This is a genomic window from Mesorhizobium amorphae, from assembly GCF_014843845.1.
Classification (GTDB): Bacteria; Pseudomonadota; Alphaproteobacteria; order Rhizobiales; family Rhizobiaceae; genus Mesorhizobium; species Mesorhizobium amorphae_A.
Genome location: NZ_JHQS01000121.1, coordinates 13509 through 30919, shown reverse-complemented (window position 1 = coordinate 30919; position 17411 = coordinate 13509). Strand labels below are relative to the sequence as shown.

Annotated in this window: 16 protein-coding genes; 11 read left to right on the top strand and 5 right to left on the bottom strand. The window is 59.1% G+C overall.

Annotation, left to right across the window (positions count from 1 at the left end; genetic code table 11):
• From DH08_RS35890 to DH08_RS30915, 4 genes are all read left to right on the top strand, one after another.
• Positions 1-591, top strand: a 591-nt coding sequence (locus tag DH08_RS35890; RefSeq protein ID WP_210328956.1) for a hypothetical protein, incomplete at its 5' end; no start/stop codon positions are given.
• Positions 592-1148: 557 nt separating this feature from the next.
• Entirely contained in the window at positions 1149-1895 is a 747-nt protein-coding gene (locus DH08_RS30925) for a hypothetical protein (protein ID WP_192183018.1), read from the top strand.
• Positions 1896-1912: 17 nt separating this feature from the next.
• Entirely contained in the window at positions 1913-2911 is a 999-nt protein-coding gene (locus DH08_RS30920; protein ID WP_246801107.1) for an ImmA/IrrE family metallo-endopeptidase, read from the top strand.
• A complete protein-coding gene (locus DH08_RS30915) occupies positions 2904-3590 on the top strand; it encodes a hypothetical protein (RefSeq protein ID WP_192183017.1) in 687 nt (228 codons plus the stop codon). Before DH08_RS30920 ends, DH08_RS30915 begins: the two co-directional genes overlap by 8 nt.
• On the opposite strand, the gene DH08_RS30910 is transcribed toward DH08_RS30915, so the two are convergent.
• The 4 genes from DH08_RS30910 to DH08_RS30895 all read right to left on the bottom strand — a co-directional run bounded on the left by DH08_RS30910 (position 3546) and on the right by DH08_RS30895 (position 7117).
• The gene (locus DH08_RS30910) at positions 3546-4130 is read right to left on the bottom strand and encodes a hypothetical protein (protein WP_192183016.1); all 585 of its coding nucleotides are present in this window, start codon (positions 4128-4130) and stop codon (positions 3546-3548) included. The genes DH08_RS30915 and DH08_RS30910 overlap by 45 nt on opposite strands.
• Positions 4127-4963: a bis-aminopropyl spermidine synthase family protein gene (locus DH08_RS30905; protein WP_192183015.1), complete on the bottom strand. Its 837-nt coding sequence runs from the start codon at positions 4961-4963 to the stop codon at positions 4127-4129. Before DH08_RS30905 ends, DH08_RS30910 begins: the two co-directional genes overlap by 4 nt.
• 739 nt (positions 4964-5702) lie before the next feature.
• Complete coding sequence (locus DH08_RS30900) at positions 5703-6293, bottom strand: hypothetical protein (protein WP_192183014.1); 591 nt, start codon at positions 6291-6293, stop codon at positions 5703-5705.
• A complete protein-coding gene (locus DH08_RS30895; RefSeq protein ID WP_345892474.1) occupies positions 6290-7117 on the bottom strand; it encodes a bis-aminopropyl spermidine synthase family protein in 828 nt (275 codons plus the stop codon). Before DH08_RS30895 ends, DH08_RS30900 begins: the two co-directional genes overlap by 4 nt.
• A gap of 369 nt (positions 7118-7486) precedes the next feature.
• Here DH08_RS30895 and DH08_RS30890 point away from each other — a divergent pair, with 369 nt between their 5' ends.
• Entirely contained in the window at positions 7487-7972 is a 486-nt protein-coding gene (locus DH08_RS30890) for a hypothetical protein (RefSeq protein ID WP_192183013.1), read from the top strand.
• A gap of 558 nt (positions 7973-8530) precedes the next feature.
• Here DH08_RS30890 and DH08_RS30885 read toward each other — a convergent pair.
• The gene (locus DH08_RS30885; RefSeq protein WP_192183012.1) at positions 8531-9976 is read right to left on the bottom strand and encodes a hypothetical protein; all 1446 of its coding nucleotides are present in this window, start codon (positions 9974-9976) and stop codon (positions 8531-8533) included.
• A 251-nt stretch (positions 9977-10227) separates the two neighbouring features.
• Here DH08_RS30885 and DH08_RS30880 point away from each other — a divergent pair, with 251 nt between their 5' ends.
• The 6 genes from DH08_RS30880 (at position 10228) to DH08_RS30855 (ending at position 17271) form a co-directional block, all read left to right on the top strand.
• Positions 10228-11433, top strand: coding sequence for a hypothetical protein (locus tag DH08_RS30880; RefSeq protein ID WP_192183011.1), 1206 nt, complete (start codon positions 10228-10230; stop codon positions 11431-11433).
• A 164-nt stretch (positions 11434-11597) separates the two neighbouring features.
• On the top strand, positions 11598-12908 hold the full coding sequence (locus DH08_RS30875; RefSeq protein WP_192183010.1) for a tyrosinase family protein: 1311 nt from the start codon (positions 11598-11600) through the stop codon (positions 12906-12908).
• Between the two features lie 192 nt (positions 12909-13100).
• Positions 13101-13418 (top strand): hypothetical protein, encoded by a 318-nt coding sequence (locus DH08_RS30870; RefSeq protein ID WP_192183009.1) that lies wholly within the window; start codon positions 13101-13103, stop codon positions 13416-13418.
• Positions 13419-13690: 272 nt separating this feature from the next.
• Positions 13691-14044 (top strand): hypothetical protein, encoded by a 354-nt coding sequence (locus tag DH08_RS30865; RefSeq protein WP_192183008.1) that lies wholly within the window; start codon positions 13691-13693, stop codon positions 14042-14044.
• A gap of 489 nt (positions 14045-14533) precedes the next feature.
• Positions 14534-15910: an aspartate aminotransferase family protein gene (locus DH08_RS30860; protein WP_192183007.1), complete on the top strand. Its 1377-nt coding sequence runs from the start codon at positions 14534-14536 to the stop codon at positions 15908-15910.
• A 590-nt stretch (positions 15911-16500) separates the two neighbouring features.
• A complete protein-coding gene (locus tag DH08_RS30855; RefSeq protein WP_006204575.1) occupies positions 16501-17271 on the top strand; it encodes a response regulator transcription factor in 771 nt (256 codons plus the stop codon).
• Positions 17272-17411 lie beyond the last annotated feature (140 nt).

The following is a 17411-nucleotide window of genomic DNA, read 5'->3' as shown; positions in this document are numbered from 1 at the left end:
GGTACGCCGCACCCGATTGCCAAAACCGTTGATTTTCTTGAGGAAAAAAATGGTGCCCAGAGGCGGAATCCAAGTAGAGAAAATCTGACTTTGTTTTCAATCGCCTGGGCATGGAGCAACAGCAGCGCGGACCAACAAAAATACCAACAAAATATTTCTGTGGATTGGTTCGGTTCCCGAACATTGCCTATCGGTCCGACGGCGCCGTATCTTAGATGCAGTCGAGCATCGCAGCTACTTATCACCGATCTCGTCGACAATCGGATCACACGTATTTGCCAACGCCATGGCGCAAGTTGGCCAGAGTCGAGCTCTGCGGGCAAAATCCTGAACGACTGCTTTGCGCCTAATGTCGGACGTACCAGTGCGGCCTTGCCACCGCCCAACACCAGACCTCGCCAGAGAACACTTTTGCGCTACGAGGGAACGCCACACGTCGTCTGGCGCTTCAACCGTTCTCTGACTCGAAAACTGCAGCCGCCTCCATGGCGCGCAATTTCTCGGCGACCGACTCCAATCGGCTCGATCGGTCGTCCTGCCAAACCCTCTCTGACCAAAGTAGCAATCGACCGGCATCGATCACCAGTCTGACAGCATCGTGTGCGATGGCATCTAGGTGATGCGCCAGGTTCACTGGCAAGGACATACGACCATCCGGATCTAAAGTCAGCCGTAGGTATCGATCCATAGCGATCAGGGCGAGCCCTGCACGGTCCACCTCGTCCTCCTCGAACAGCAATCTATCGAGGCCCCGCATGATCGCGTCGCCCACCGGGTCCCAAGGCACGAGTTCCGCATGGCCACCGGGTTCGATCCTGGCTAGCAGGCCCACGGGACGGTCCGTCCGGGACCAATTTAATCGCCTCCTGACCGCCGCCGGTAGCTGCAAGCGAGACTTACTCGTTAGCGCGACAACCTCCGTCCACGTCGACGCGGTCAACGAGGCGACTGGGTTCCAAGTGGGCGGTCTTCCAGACTTCATGGGCCGAAATGGGAATAAGTCGGGCGAAGCACACTAACAGGATACCCACACGTTTTCCACAGGGTTTCCTCAAAGGTAAGGCCAAGATATTGGCGTAGCTTCGCTTGCGAAGCCGCGTGCTAAATGGCACATTGGGATCAATTGGGATAATGTCTACGGAAAATCGATGTCGCTCGCCGCCAAGCACCACTCTGCGCTTGACGATATGCAGGACCTGATCTGCTGGACACGCATGCAATCCGAAGCGGGCCAGGGCCTTGCAGACATCGTCGCGCGCAAAGAGATGGAGCGCCGGGCCGGCAATGGCGTGTTCCTCTGGGGTGTGGGAAATGCTCCCGCCGTCAGCACGTCCGCCTATGCCCGCCTTCGAGTGCCGGTGAAGGTCGTCTTCTCAATCATGAAAGGTCGCCCACGAGTGGCCGATGTGGCTCCGCGCAGCCTGTTGGTCTGGCGCCGCTATCTCGACATGTACGGCGTCGAGCGCGAACTCCCGCCCCAGGCACTGGTCACTAGCCGCGGCGTGACCGAGGGCGGTGAGAAGAAGCGGCACTACGCCCTGATGTGCCGCAGAGCCACGCCATTACGCATTGAGCAGGGCGTCGGCTTCGATCCCACGGCCTATCGCAACGTCGGCGCCAACGGCGGCCCGGTGGGGGCCTCGCAGGTGACCGCGCTCCTGCAACGCGTCGCCCCAGCGACCTCCGGCGACTACGAGGCCAATTTGACAGCCGAGCTAATCTGTAGCTACTGGGTCAGGTTGACCGATCCCTTCGTACTGCGGGCCGGAGAAATCGCCAGGGTCGAGCAGTCAGCCCGCGTCGCCACGACCAATGAGTGGATCCGGATGGTCGCCGACCTGCGAAGAGGAGCTTGCGAGATCGAACGCCCGGCGTTGCAACAGAGCTTTATCTGAGGGAGGCGCGATCGACTTTGGCGGAGAATTCCTCCACTAGGCTTCGGAAGGAACTGCGCCGGTCGGGGTTGAGCTCTGCTGCGATCGATGCCGCTTGGCCGGCCTGGTGGAATGATGATCTTTCCGAGAGTCCATCCGCCCGTGCCGAGCTCCGCTTTGCGCTGGCTCGCAAGCTCGGTCTCGCTCCAAAGCCACTGCTGGGCGAGCGCGTGGAGTTCGTCTGGAAGGATAAGGCTCGTTTCAAGCACCTCGGCGCCGAGACCGAAGCGGACCAGCTGGTGCTTAGCTCCTTCGCGATGTCCGTAGGTCGGCTGCTGACCAGGACGGTCCCTGCGGGAAGGGGGTTCCGGGATATCGCTGCAGAAGAACTCAGGAGTTCAATCCTCAGGTCGTCCCAATACGTAGACCTCCGTACCTTAGCAGGTGCATGCTGGGGGCTTGCCGTGCCGGTGGTCCATCTTCGGGTCTTTCCCCTAGCGGTGAAGGCCATGCATGCCATGGTGATCGCCGATGGGAACATCGGCGCAATCATGCTTGGACGGGATGCGAGCTACCCCGCGCCATTAGCGTTCACGCTAGCGCACGAGATCGGCCACCTTGCGCTTGGGCACGTACGACCCGGCAATGCACTGGTCGACGTCGAGGATCCAGCGCTGGCCAACGATCGCGACGAGGAGGAGCAGGAGGCGGATGCATACGCCCTGACGCTTCTCACAGGATCTCCCAAGCCAGAGATCACTACCGAATTCGAGAAGTATAATGCGCCCACCCTGGCCAGTGCGGTCGTCAGGGCAGGTGCGCAGCATCGTATCGAGCCGGGCACGCTAGCGCTTTGCATCGGGCACCTGCAGCGCAACTGGCCAGTGGTCATGTCTGCGCTGGGCTTCATCTACCCACAGCCTGTGGCGGTCTGGAAGGCGGTCAACGCGTTGGCCCGCACCCAGATCGACTGGAGCGCCCTGATGGAAGACGACAGGGACTTCGTGTACGCGCTCTTGAATCTCGACGATGTCTGATGGATTCTATCTCGACAACGACGTGGTCTTGAAGACTTGCTCCTATGGGGCCGGCGCAGAGCTAGTCGAGTTGAGTACCACTGGGGATCTCGCCCCCGCGATTCTAGCGCTGGCCCGCTTCACGCTGAGGTCAAGGGTCGAGCGGTCTAGGGTTCTGGTCGACGCCCAAAACGCTTCGGCGCAGTTGGATGCGGTGCTCGCCCAGGTCCGGTTTCTGGAACCGACACCCGAAGAGGTCGATATTGCTGCGGATTTCGAGGCGGCGGCCACTGAAGCCAACCTCTCTTTCGATGCCGGCGAGAGCCAGCTGGTGGCCATGCTCGGGGCCCGCGGTGCGGTTGCGTTGGTCAGCGGGGATAAGCGAGCAGCGAAGGCGATGAGCGTGGTCGTGCCCGAGCTGGAGAGGCGACTGGTCTGCCTGGAACAAGTGCTGCACTCGATCATCGCCCGGTTTGGCCTCGAACCGTTGCGCTCGTCCGTCTGCCGCGAGAAGGCATCTGACCGTGCGGTGACCAACTGCTTTCAGTGCTCGTCGCAGCAGGTCGAGGCGCCCTCGGTCCTACAGGGTCTTGAGAGCTACTTGAGATCGCTCCGGTCGGAAACGGGCCGGTTGCTCGTCAAGAGCGCCGGCATGTCAGGTGCGGAAGTTGCGCAAGAAGACAGCGTAGGGAGCACGTAGTGTTGCCACCAGGCTGATCTTGCGCTCTTTGGGTTCCTGATCGTTCAGCAACACCGGCGCGTCTAGTATCTCGAGGCAGGCCTTGTCCACCTTCCCCGCGATGTACTTGCTGCCAATCCTGCCGGTACTCGGGCCGACGGGGACCCGGGTCTGGTCGAGCGGCAGCGTCATGTCGACCTGCTTAAGGTCTTCGATCACCAGGGCGAACCTTGAGCCAAGCACCCGGATCTTAGGCGGGATCTCCATCCAATTCACATTGTTAGGGGAGTACTCGGCGGCCTCGAGAGGTTCGGCGAAATGGTTGGATTGCATCTGCTCCATCACTAGGTGGATGGGTCTGCCCCTGGCCTCGAACGCGCCCGCGAACGGCTGCACCATGGAGCTGGGATGACAGGTATTGCCGCCATAGCCCCACATAGCGTAGCCGGCATCATCGATCTCTTTCGCCTTGCGCGCGATGATGTCGTCCAGCCCCTCGTTGGCATGGGTACCGACCTTCATGAAGAGGACGCCGGCTCCGGGTCTGAAGATCTCGTTCATGGGTTCTCTCCATCCAGGTATTCCACGAAATACTCCTCGTCGGGCGCCTTCCCGTAGTCGGGTTTCTTCCTCTCCCGCACGTACCGGACTTTCGGCGGCTGCGCCATGCCGTAAAAGTTGGTGAGCCGCTCGGCGGCGATGGGCTTGCTAGGCACCGAGAGCGCGGGGTTTTCGGGCAGTGAAGTGACAAACAAATTGCATGACCGGAGGTCGGGGTCGTCGTCTAGGTGATACTGGTGCAGCTTGCGCTGCATCCGGGAGACGAAGAACCCTTGCCGGTTTGCGTGGCGCTGGACGTTGGCGAGCACGATTTTCGGCCAGTCTCTATTGTCGTCATCGGCGATGACGATCATGCCTTCGCCTGTGCCCCTGATCGCCTCGATACCGCGATCGACGAAAACGTTGACGCTTTCCCCTTGGTTGGAAGCACCCCAAGGTGGATTCGTGTAGAAACAGTCAAACTGCGTTGTGTCCGGGAACGGATCGAGGACGTTGTAGAGTTGTGCGTCCAGATGCTCGATGCGCTCCTTGTCGGCGAAGCGCTTCACCGACTGTACCGTCCGCTCGTCGAAATCGAAGACGGTGATCCGGGTGGGACCGAAATCGAGGACCTCGCGGGTTCTGAGATAAGCGGTGCAAACGCTAATAGCGTCGCCATCGCCGATGAATGCGAGCCGCTTGCCATCTGCCCAATCCGCGACGATCTCGCTTTGCATAACCATGTCCCCAACCTTCATGTGGATCTGGTCGAAGTCGCGGATCGGTCGCGGGCGGTTCTGAACGACATCCGAAACTGCGTTGACCGCCTCCTGCAAGTCCACCTGCCTACGCATGTAATCCCCCTTCGCGTGCGTCTATTTCATCATCGCTTCTGCATTCGTTCGACGACCTGTACGATCGGGCCGGAGGTGTCGCAGAAACGGCGAGACAGTCGCTCACAATATTTCCAACTGGCGACGTTGGGCATTCGGGAAGCAGATTGTCCAGAGCGGTCGTCTTTTCGGATCCCGGCGTACGAGTCGGATATACCGCCTTCATTCGACGGCTGCATGTTCAAGTTCGTAGCCGAAAAGTATTAAGCTATTGTACCGCTCGCAAACCGCCACCGGACACAGATTCGGTGCTGCCTAAGGCGGCGCTATTGGTATCCAGACAACCGACACCGAGATGATATAAACAGCGAAAACGCAATCTCCGCTTTGGGGTTGTCTGAGATCTTAGCCCATCAGGTTGAGGCCAGCGGTCAAGCTCGCGCCAAAGCTCCCTTGTTGTCGCGCGACCAATGGGAGGCCCGGACCGGATCGTGGTTGCGGTTCGAGCGGCCCGACTCCCTGACGAGGTGCTTCGGGCGATCGGCTTCGGCATGCCGCTGCGCGAAGGGGTGGACCATGGTCAGCGGGTGGCAGGACGATCCGCCATAGCCCCAGGTCGTGATGCCGAGCCATTCGATCTCGCGCTGCTTTCGCTTGACGATGTCGTCGAGGCTATCCTGCGCATGCCATCCTTCACGTACAGTAGCCCGGCGCCGGGTGTGAGTATCTTCGACGTCCTAGTCCTTTTTCCGGGCTGCGGTCATCTGAGGAACACGGCATAGGGCCGATGCAGTTCGGCGACGTACTGGATCGAGATGGTCTCAACATCGCCTTTCTCGAGGCGCTGGTCGGAGGGATCCTCGACACGCAGGACGGCCTTGTCGACGGGCCCGCCGATCTCGTCGACGTACCGTGCGCCGAGCCGGCCGCGGCTCGGCCCGACCGCCACCCGTGCGCGGGTCAACGGCAGTTCGAAGCGCTCCGCGCGCAGTCCTGTGATCACGAAGGCATAGCGCGAGCCAGTCACCCTGATGCCTTTGGGCAGCGGCCGGAAGTTCACGCCATCGATCGACCATTCGCGCGCCTCGCTCGCCTCGGCCCAATAGGTCTCCTTTTCGGGCGCGACCGTTTCGAGGCAGAGCCGGACGACATCGCCCGCCGCTGCCACTTCCTCGGCATAGGGCTGCACGATCGCGCGGGGATGGCAGTTCTGGCCGCCGTAACCCCAGAAGGCCTGACCGGCATCTTCGATCTCCTTGAGCTTGCGCGCGACGATCGCCTCGATCGTCTCGCCGGCGTGGGTACCGACCCGCATGAACACGAGGCCTGCGCCTTGCTCGAGCTCCGTCAACGCAACTTCTCCCACATCTCAAGTTCGTAATCTTCCTCGACAGCTCGGTCGCGGTCCGGCCTAGCGCGATCTAGAACGTAGCGGACCCGGGGCTCCTTCGAGCGCCCGTAGAAATTGGCGAGCTGCGCCTCCTCGATCGTGTCTTGGTCGTGCGCGCGGGCCATGCCGGGCACCGAGCCCACGACCAGATTGCACGAGCGCAGGTATTCGGCTTCAGGAAGATGGTAGCCGTGGAGCCGTGGTTGCATGGAGGCGACATAGAAGCCGCGGCCGATAGCGTAGGCCTGGACCTTCTGCAGGACCTTGCGAGGCCATTCGAGCTCGGGGTCGTCTGCGATCACGATCATGCCTTCGCCAACGTAGTTGATGGCCTCGATGCCGCGGCGCGCGAAGACGACTACGCTGTTGCCCTTGTTACTCTCGCCCCAGGGCGGGTTGGTGTAGAACTTTTCAAACGCGCCTTTTTCGGGAAACGGCTTCAGGCAGTTGTACAAGGACGCCTCGACGTTGGGGAGCCGGGTCTTGTTAGCAAGGCGGCGAACCGAGTTGACGATGCGCTCGTCGAAATCAAACACCTTGATGCGCGCGGGGCCGGCCGTGACGATGCCGAGCTTGCAAAGCATGGCGACCGACAGGGCGATGCCGTCGCCGTCACCGATGAAGGCAAGGGACGAGCCGCTCGCCCATTCGGCCACGCGCAGGGCTTGGCGAACCATGTCGCCGGCTCGCATGTAGATCTGGTCGAAGGCGCGAATGGGCGCCGGGCGGTTCATTACCACCTCGGAAATCGCGTTCATCGCGTCAACCCATTGGTCATCGTTCACGCCGGCCAGTCTCCCAAAGCCAAAAAACGCTCGTCCGAAAAACACCGCGGTGGCTGACACGGCCCGCGAACGGTGCTATGGAGCGCTCCGCGCGGCCAGAAGGCCGCGCGGGACGCCGCTCCTATAACAAGAGCCAGCGCGTCGGAGCTGACGGGGGCAGCCGCCAGTCCTCGACGCCAACGGGGACAATCATCCCGGGCGCTCCAGTCTGCGGGATCAGGCGCTCCCGCTGCGTGTGAAACTTCCTTTCAAGCCACCCGGCCGGGCCCACCCCGGTCGGACCGGCGGAGTCGATGCCGGTCGACTGGTTGTATCTTGGTTTTTTCTAAGATACAAGAGAGATGTATCTAACCGGGTGGCACGGATTGGATGGGCGAGAAGCGAGATAATGCCCTGACGAACGCGACGCAGCGGGTCGAGGAGCTGCGCGCTGCGATCGCGGCGGCGGAGGCTTCGATCGCCATCCTGAAGGAGCAAATCCGCGTCGATGCCGCTGCGCTTCGCCGGGCTGAGAAATTCGTCGCGACCTGGCAGGAGATGGCAGACGGCGGCACCGTTTCAGCCACGCGGCCGAAGAATCCCGACCGGCGCGAGGTTGCCGATCGCGCATTGGCGATAATACGTTCGTTCGGCCGGCCGCTTGCCCGCCGTGAGCTGCTCGAGAAGCTGTCTGCAAGCGGCGTCAGGATCGAGGGCAAGGATCCCGAAGTGGTGCTTGGCACGATGCTGTACCGCGATGACCGCATCGTCCGGCTAAGAGGATACGGATATTGGCCGAAGGACGAGGCTTACGATCCGGCTTTCTACCTTCCCGAGCACGAGGCCGTGATCGGGGCAACGGAGCGGGACGGCTAGCGCCAACACTCGACGTTCGAATGCGCACTTCACCTGGTGAGCCGGGGTCTTTGCCCAAAAAGCTCGATCTGACGAACGGCGGCTTTTAGACATGCTACCTACGATTCGGGGCGACACCTGCGAGGGATCTGGCAACGCAACGGCTGCTATGCTCTCAATTTGACCAGAAGCGGCCCGTCCGTATTCGGCCAAAACACGACATTTAGAGATCGTTCTGGCGAGGACAGTTCCTGGCGGATATTGTTGAAAAAGTCCGCCGCACCGCAATGTCGCCACCGATAATAGAATTCCTTTCCACCCCAGCGTATCACATGGATGAGGAAACACCATTCTACGCAAATGCCATTTGCAGCCGCGACCCGGACTTTTTCAACGGTATCGGCGCCATGCCGACATCCGGTGAATTAGGAAAGCGTTCGTATCTTACAGTAAGCCTCCCAAGGTTGTGGCTGTCGTCGAGGGACTTCTCGGCGGCAGCCAACCGCGGACGCCAACTTCATATGGCATGGGGGTTCCTACGGGGCAGGTGATTTGAAATTTGGTCGCGCAGGCGTCAAGTCACGGAGTTTCAACCTGCTTTAGCCAATCGACCAAGAGGCCGGTCATCGACTGCAGATCGTGATACTCCTGACGCAGACAGCTTAGTAGGCCGTTACGTTCAGGTACCGAGAGCATGGCGCCTACATTCGGAGGCATCCAGCCTTCAGCTATGAAGGTAGCCACCTGGTTGGCATTGAAGCCCTGTACCCGAATGGGTTGTGGAAAATTGATCGGTCCTAAGACTGCGTCACTATGACAAGATTCGCAACGCATTGCCCGCTTCACCTTGTTCAGCGATTCATCGGACAAGACTTCAGGAGCAGAGCAGAGTCTGAGTGACTCCAGGGTGCGGTCGCGCCTCGGACCAAGCGATGGTCCGTAGTTGTTGACGTCCAGCCAGTCACCGAAGAAGGGTGATCCGTATTCTTCGATCTTATCATTAAGCCACTCCGGAACCTCGCCGGGATTGATCGTATTGGTTACCAGCTGCCCCTTATCGTTGAGGAGGTACTCCTCGGCTGGATGAATACCGAGCGGCGAGGTCTTGTGACACATCGCGCAGTTCTCGGTGGCCCCCACCGTTTCGTAGCGGGTGCCAAGACTAATGCTGCCGTCCTGATTGTAGGTGCGCCAGTGATCGATGATAGCGCTTGGGCGCCTACCCTGTGGGTCTGGGGGACCAACTGATACTATGGAGACATTGTTAATATCGCGAACCGTCTCGCCGGGAGTAATGATGCCGAACTGAATCCATTTTTCGTGTTGGCCATCGGGCACATAGATAAAGAACCGTCCGAAGGTGCTTGCCTGGTCGGGCGTGGCGAGGAAGCGGGACTTGTAAAGCAGCACCCGCCATTGCTGATCTGCGGGCAGTGTGGAGTTGTGATCGTCGATCAGACGCTTGGCAACAGCGTAAGTGGATGGGTTCCGGAGCGCATTGAGGAAGTCCTCGCTTTTCAGCAAGGGTGGAAGCTCAACTTTGTCGCGAACCGCATTCACATAGGTGAGATCATCAATCATAAATCCGAACTGATGATCGGCGTAATTCATTACACCTAAATTCTTCACAAAGGCTACAAAATTCGCGAGCGGTTGCGGCGTCCCTGTTGGACTGCATTGACCAAGGAAGATCATCTGTTCGTCCGCAGTCTGCACCATCGTCTGCAGATCAAGAAAAGGGACGCCGGCGGTATTGGTCTTCGGTGCGAGAAGACGAGGAATCGAGGCATTTCGCCAATCTATCCAAGCCGCTTCATCCATAGGGCAGGCCAGAGAGGCGTCTAAACCCAGCGCTTCCATCTGCGGTAGAGGTGATGGTGCCTGCTTGGTTAGTGGTACGAGGAAATGTTCAATAGAGCGCAAGGAATCCTTGCGCGGTACGACAAGATTAGCGATTCCCTCGCCAAAGGCTGCGGAACTCCCCAAGAGCACACAGAGCGCAGCTGAAATAGTCGCTGACCTCATCGAGCCCCCCCTGTCAAAATCCAGCCGGTCGACATTAATCCGAGCATTGGCTATTCTTCCGCGAGAGTCAATGGATTTCCGTTGCTAGGCCATTCTCAGTCTTGACAAGCAATTATGCCCAGTGTCATCATTCTGACGATAGACGGTATTTCCTAATCAAAACAGCGTTCTCAATACTATTAGTGCCGCGGCGCATTTTTATGTTGCGCGCTTTAGCCGTTTCACGCAGACCAACTGGGTGGGGCATTTCTATGCGACTCCTGAAAAGAATAGCATTTATTGTACCGAGCGTGATCGTGATGCTGACGGTCAATGTGGCCGTGGCTGCTGGGCCGGACGTCGTCGTTGGTTTCATCGAGGGTGGCCAAGAGTTCGCAAGGCTTGGCACTGGCGAGCTTGCCGTCACCACGGGCACGAATTCCTGCAACGCAGGTGACCAGACATTGAGCTGGCGCGAGCTTCCCGACCCGGCACACCCGGTTATTGCCGTCAATCTTTATCGCGCCAAAGATGGACGCTTTTCCCAACTCGGGGCCTCTTGGGTAAAGCACGGGTACTTCGCAACTAATCGCAACGATTGCGTTGATATTGAAGGAGTGCCGACCTGCCAGCCCGGCATGGGTGATGAGCTTGGACCGGGATGCTCTGATCTCTACGCCGCAGCGCTTAACGCAAATCCTGAGCGTCTGGGACCACGTGGTAGGATCAACCCCTCAAGCGGCGTATTCGATGGCGCGACAGCACAGCAATCACTTCCGGGCAGCCCGACAATTTCGAATGCCGAAAAGGTCATCGTTGTGTCGCCGGAAGAGCTTTCCGTACCGGGTGCGCGGTATTTCATCGAAGCCCAATATGTAAGCGCTGACGACGCGCAGGCTGGTAACGCCCGCAACAACGTTACGTTCAAAGAATTCGCGCCCTATGACGGCTCCCCGATATTCATCATCCGCTATGTCGCCCCTGAACAGCGGGGCCAACCGGCGATCTCGGCCTGGGAAGGTGCAAAGCTCAGCGAAATCGCTGTTGAAGAGTCGGGGCACAATGCCACGATGTTCGTGGCGTCAAAAGCTAGCCCGTTACCCGACGGGACATATCGCTACGATTATGTTTTGTACAACATGAATAGCGACCGGGGAGTTCGTAGCCTTCTGCTTAACGACGTCAGTAAGGCGGACAACCCTGAGTTTTCTGCACCGAGTACGCGTGGGGAACCTTGGAGCAATGTGGAATGGACGCCTAAACAGGAAGCGGACGCCTTCGTTTGGTCCACCGAAGACCACAACGCAAACCCCAACGCAAATGCGCTCAGGTGGGGTAACGCCTATAGCTTCTCGTTCGTGGCGGCGACTGCGCCGGTAGACGGCACTGCCACGCTCGAATTCTTTAAGCCGGGAGTGCAGGGTGAACCGTCCCAAACTAAGGCATCTGTTGTCGTTCCTGGCCCTGCGAAGTCCTGATCGCGATGCGGCGGCGCGATTTACTTACGGGCGGAGGTGCACTGGCGATAGCTTCGCTAGTCCCGCTGGATACGGCCCTTGCGCAAGGACTTGTGACCCGCAGGTCGGTTAACCAGCCTGAGGCTGCTGCTGATCTTGAGGCTTATGGTCGGGCGGTCGCCATAATGAAGGCCAAACCAGCGGATGATCCGCTCAGTTGGACCTCACTTGCATCGATCCACCAGCAGCGTTGCCCGCACCGGAATTGGTATTTTTTGCCGTGGCATCGTGCCTATCTCGCAGCTTTTGAGCGAGCCTGTCGTAATTTGTCCGGGAAGGCAGATTTCGCGTTGCCCTACTGGGACTGGTTTATTGACAGGCAACTTCCCGAGCCGTTCCGCGGGAGCGCCAACTCTGGCAACATTCTGTGGGAGGACCGTCCTGGATTTCCGGAGAATGCAAGCCTGCCCATCGAGACATTTGGTGAGGCCACTTTAGAGCGAATTCTGGCAAGCGAGGGTTTCGAGGCCTTTGGTAGTTCTCGGCCTTTTAACCAGAACAGCTTGGACAGCTCCTGGCAGCGAAAATCGGGCGCATCGACCGAGCTCGAATTCGGACCGCATAACAACGTTCACGGAATTTTGTTGGGAGTGATGGTGAGTGGGCTTTCGCCGTTAGACCCTATATTCTGGCTACACCACTGTAACGTGGATCGCATCTGGTCGCTATGGACAGCCAGACACCCAACTTTTGCTCTAGATGAACTATTCCTTGGCTTCGAATTCGCGAATGATTTTACTGCTGTGGCGTCTGACGTGCCGGCAAGGGTGCAGAAGCTCTTGAACACAGAACGCTTGGGCTACTCTTACCCTCCATTGCTGACGATCGCCGACGTCGCTGAGCAAATCACTCTGCAACGGGTGGAGGCCTGGCAAAGCTTCGACACTTCGATCCTGGGGAACCAATCCGGGTTCGTGGCCTTACAAGGCTCTGGGGTTGGCGCCGGAAATGGCCTACCTATCCTCGTTGCCAAATCTACTCAGGGTGGGATAGCCACAAGAACGCAGCCTTTATCGATTCCTTTCATTGCTCAGCAGCCGATAGAGACACTCCTAGGAGACCTTGGAAACGAGCAGTCAGGGTCTGCCGTAGTTCTGACAGGACCAAGGCGCGTGGTCTCATTCTCGCGCATTAACTTTAAGCACCCGCCAACTGATCCAGGTGGACGGGTTCACATTTTTCTCAACTGCGACTACCTAAGCCCAGCGATTGGCCCAGGGGACCCGCATTACGTCACAACGATTGCCTTTTTTGCCGGACATGACGACCACGGGGAAGTCACGGTGCAGGTGGATCTTACTGATACCCTAGCGACTGTGAGACGGAACGGTGATCTAACCGGGAAGGAGCTAGTCGTGCAGCTTATGCCGGCCCAATCCGATGATGTGGAAGGCAGTGCGGTTGAGGTTACCTCAATGACGACGACCATCCTTTAAAAGACATCTTTCCTTGCATACTTCATAGTGATGCGAAACTTGAGGATGCATTCTCTAGGAATGTTGGTTGGCCTGCTCCCCGCAGTGGGCCTTCCATCGCCGGCACTCGCTCAACTAACGCAAGAGAGGTCACCAGCTACGACGATAATGGTTGCGCCGCCCTCGAACCAAACTGTCGGCGGATGCGGCGACATGGTGCTAGAGCTACAGATTAGACAGCTGGCAGCAGCGCCCCACGCTGCGCCTGTTGGTGGCGTGGTCGAGATCAGACCTTTTGCGGGCGGCGAAATTATTACGGTTGGTCGTTTCTCGTTGCTCCCGGCGTTCGGCGACACGCAGGATGAGGTTCAAACGATTCGGCTTGATCTCTCGAATTGGCAGACTGATGGAGCAGTACTTGACAGCGGGTTTGAGGTCACCGTTCGACCCATCAATACATTGACCGGAGTTGCTGTGGCATGGCCCGTTTACGAGATTGTTGGGGCCAGTTTCGGTCCAGCCGGACAATAGCAGCAAGAGTGATCAAGAGGCTGCATCGAGCGCGGCATTTGATCATTCCATAACGGATGGGCTGCAATGCGCATCATCTCGGTCATCACGCTGACCACCTCCGCATCCTGTAAGCGGCCATCGTTTACTACCGCCCTTGGAGGCCGCTCAGACAAGAAGCAGACTTTCTGACGCAAATAGGCGGCGGGCACTTGGAGGGTGGTAATGCGCAGTGACTTCGGCCGCCCAAGAGCCTAGGCTGGCATGCCTTCTGCCAGCACGAAGACCGCCGCATGCCCCGCTTTCTTGCCGTCTACACCATGAAGCCCGAAGACCTCGCCCGCTTTCGCAGCCTGCCCAAGCCAGAGCAAGATGCGATTGATACCGTCGGCTTGCAGCAGTGGGCGGACTGGGAGGAGAGAAATGCCGCATTCTTCCCTGATCGCGGCGGTATGGTCGGCAGAACGACGCGCGTTACAAAGGACGGCATCGCCGACGCCGTGAACCCTTTCTGCGGCTACATTGTCGTTGAGGCCGATACCATCGATGCTGCCGCCCGCCTGTTCGAGAACCACCCGCATTTCACGGTCTTCCCGGGAGAAGGCGTGGACATCATGCCCTTCCTCACCGGCCCTGCGCCGACTTGAACATCCGCTAATCGCTTGCTGATGCCAGAAGCCGTCTGTCCGCTTGCCCCAATCGGACATTCGCCGATGCGCCAAGCGGCGTCAGCTACTGGCGCTAGGGAGGCACGCGGCAGCTGACGAGGCCAGGGACATCATCTGCCAGACGCCAGCAGGTTCGCTGGAGAATCGGGGTCCGAGCTATTGAGCCGCGGAACCATACGGGACGATACAGGAGATTCTCGATTTGTGCCCACGAAAAAGATAATAAAATCAATTATTTGATGTCATACTCCGGGCCTACGAAATTCCCCAACATGGCGCGGCCTAGCATTCTCAAATCGAAACGATCAGTGATTGTCGGTATCGGTGGTTGCGTGTCCCCGCAACCAAGTTTCGAAAACGGCCCGCCTTGTGCGGGCCGTTTTCGTTTGTGAACATGCAAGAAGGAAACTGCGCAATCCCAAGTGGAGCAGGCGACAGTTCCCCGTACGCATGCAGACAGGAGCCGTCATGGACACCAGACCCAATTCCCCTGAAGGCCGTGACATACGCTATCATCTGCATGGCTATACCAATGCCCGCAAGCATCAGGAATCGGGCCCGCTCGTCATCGAGAAGGGCGACGGCATCTATGTCGAGGATGTGGCCGGCAATCGCTACATCGAAGCGATGGCGGGCCTGTGGAGCGTAGCCGTCGGCTTTTCGGAAAAGCGCCTGGTCGACGCCGCCACAAGGCAGATGTCGAAGCTGCCCTATTATCACGACTTCGGTTCGAAATCGCATTCGCCGCTGATCGACCTGGCTGAAAGGCTGGTCCAGATGGCGCCGGTCCCGATGAGCAAGGCGTATTTCACCAATTCGGGTTCCGAGGCCAACGACACGGCCATGAAGATGATCTGGTACCGGTCGAATGCGCTCGGCCATCCGGCACGCAAGAAGATCATCAGCCGCAAACGCGGCTATCACGGTGTGACGATTGCCGCGGCAAGCCTGACCGGGCTGCCCAACAACCATCTGTCATTCGACCTGCCGATCGCCAACGTGCTCCACACATCGACGCCGCATTACTGGCGCGAGGCCGCGCCGGGCGAAAGCGAGGAACAGTTCTCGAGCCGTCTTGCCGTGGATCTCGAGAAGCTGATCCTTGCCGAGGGACCGGAGACCATTGCCGCCTTCTTCGGCGAGCCGATCATGGGCGCCGGCGGCGTCATTGTTCCACCCGCCGGCTACTGGGAAAAGATCCAGGCGGTGCTGTCGAAATACGACATTCTGCTCGTGGCCGACGAGGTCATCTGCGGCTTTGGCCGGACGGGCGAGATGTTCGGCTCGCAGACCTTCGGCATCAGGCCCGACATCATGGTGCTGTCCAAGCAGATCTCGTCGTCATACCTGCCGATTTCTGCCCTGCTCATCAATGAGAGGGTGTTCGAGCCGATTGCGGACGAGAGCGACCGCATCGGCACGTTCGGGCATGGCTTCACGGGCGGTGGCCATCCCGTGGCCGCCGCCGTGGCGCTGGAGAATCTCAAGCTGATCGAGGAGCGCGACCTTGTCGGCAATGCGCGTGCGGTCGGTGCGCGCCTGCAGGCCCGGTTGCGCAGGCTCGCTTCGCATCCGCTGGTGGGCGAGGTGCGCGGCGTCGGCCTGATCGCCGCCGTCGAGCTGGTCGCCGACAAGGCCGGTAAGGCGCCGTGGGGGAAGCCCGGTGCGCTCGGCGCCCTGGTCAACGGATTGCTGCAGCAGAATGGCGTCATCTCGCGCAACATGGGCGACGCGATCGCCTTCTGCCCGCCGCTGATCATCACCGAGGCCCAGATCGATACGCTGGTCGATGCATTCGACCGGTCGCTCGCCGCCGCCCTCCCGCAGGTCCGGGCGCAGGACTGAACAAGTCTGCGTTGCCTCCGGGTTTCATGTGACCGACAGTCGTCGGTGCGAGGCGATGTGCCGGCTAGGGGCGCTGTCGCGCCCATTTTGGAGGGGCCGCTAGCCGCATGTGGTCACGGTCGGGGCTTTCGACGGCCTTCCCAGCCAGGCTGCCCCGCTTGCCAAAAGAAGCCGACTGCCGTGGTTGGGATGCGAGCCAATTGGCGGGGCGTTCAGCTTCCTAGTGTGACGCTCGACGGTGCAATGTAAGGTTGTTATCCTTTCGGATTACATTAGTCACCTAAGATATAATTACCAAATTGTTAACCGGGATTAATGCGAGTTTTCCACAGCACCCTTAGTATGGATTTAGGTAGGTCGGGCTGGGCTACCTAAACGGAGCGTGGCGGGTGGCACCGTACGTCGAGCGTTGGATCGGCGTTTATGCCTACTCCTTGAGATTTACTCCCAGTGAACGTGCAGGGCTGATATGCCGTGGATGAGGCTTTATCGGTTCACACGCACGAGAAGCTTTGCGTGGAGCGCAAGGCAAAGAAAAAGAGAGGATATAGAGAAAGTTAAAATCGGCAACGGAGAGCAGGAGTAAGGCTATGGTGTACTCTCAGAATCCCGATTTCTCGAATGGTGCCACGGGGGTGGCAATACACAATGGACATAATGGGCATCTGGCGGATAGCAGTGGTGTCGGCAAGATTAGGCTTGAAGGCGGACACCCGAACGAAGGTCTTGTCGTAATCATCGACAAGCGAGCACTTGAGCGGGAATGCCTCGCTCGCGGCCTTGTCGAACACAATCCTAGTTTACGGGTCAGTGCCGTGGGATCGCTCGACGAATTCCATAACATCGCCGACGCGGCCGAACCATCAGCTTTCCTCGTGCTCCTGGGAGCTAAAAGAGTCACCGACCAGAGCGTTCGGGCGGAGCTCTTGCACTTCGTTTCCGAGGTCGGCGCCGTGCCCGTCATCGTGGTCGCGGATTCCGATGAGCCAGGCGAGATTCTCGCGGCGCTCGAAAGTGGTGCTCGAGGCTACATTCCGACAAGTGTGACAGTGAAGGTTGCTGCCGAGGCCACTGGTCTCGCTCGCGCCGGAGGAATCTTCGTACCCGCCAGCTGCGTGCTGGCGCTTCGGGAGATCATCCACGCGACCGCAAGCAGCGCCCGTCCACTCACCGGCATGTTCACCACGCGCGAAGCGGCTGTCGTGGAGGCGCTCAGAAAAGGCAAGGCGAACAAGATAATCGCCTATGAGCTCAACCTTTGCGAGAGTACCGTCAAGGTCCACATCCGCAACATCATGAAGAAGCTGAAGGCTACGAACCGCACGGAGGTAGCCTACAAGCTCAGAGAGATGATGCTTTGAGGCCTACTGGGCCGGCCTGCCAGACCGGCCCCAGGTGATCTGACGCTGGACATTGTCGCCTCGATTTTGGGGCGGTCATCCTTGAGGTCCGGATCGCAGACCTGATGCTCGGAGGTTCCCTCCGGGCCCTCCAACTCTTT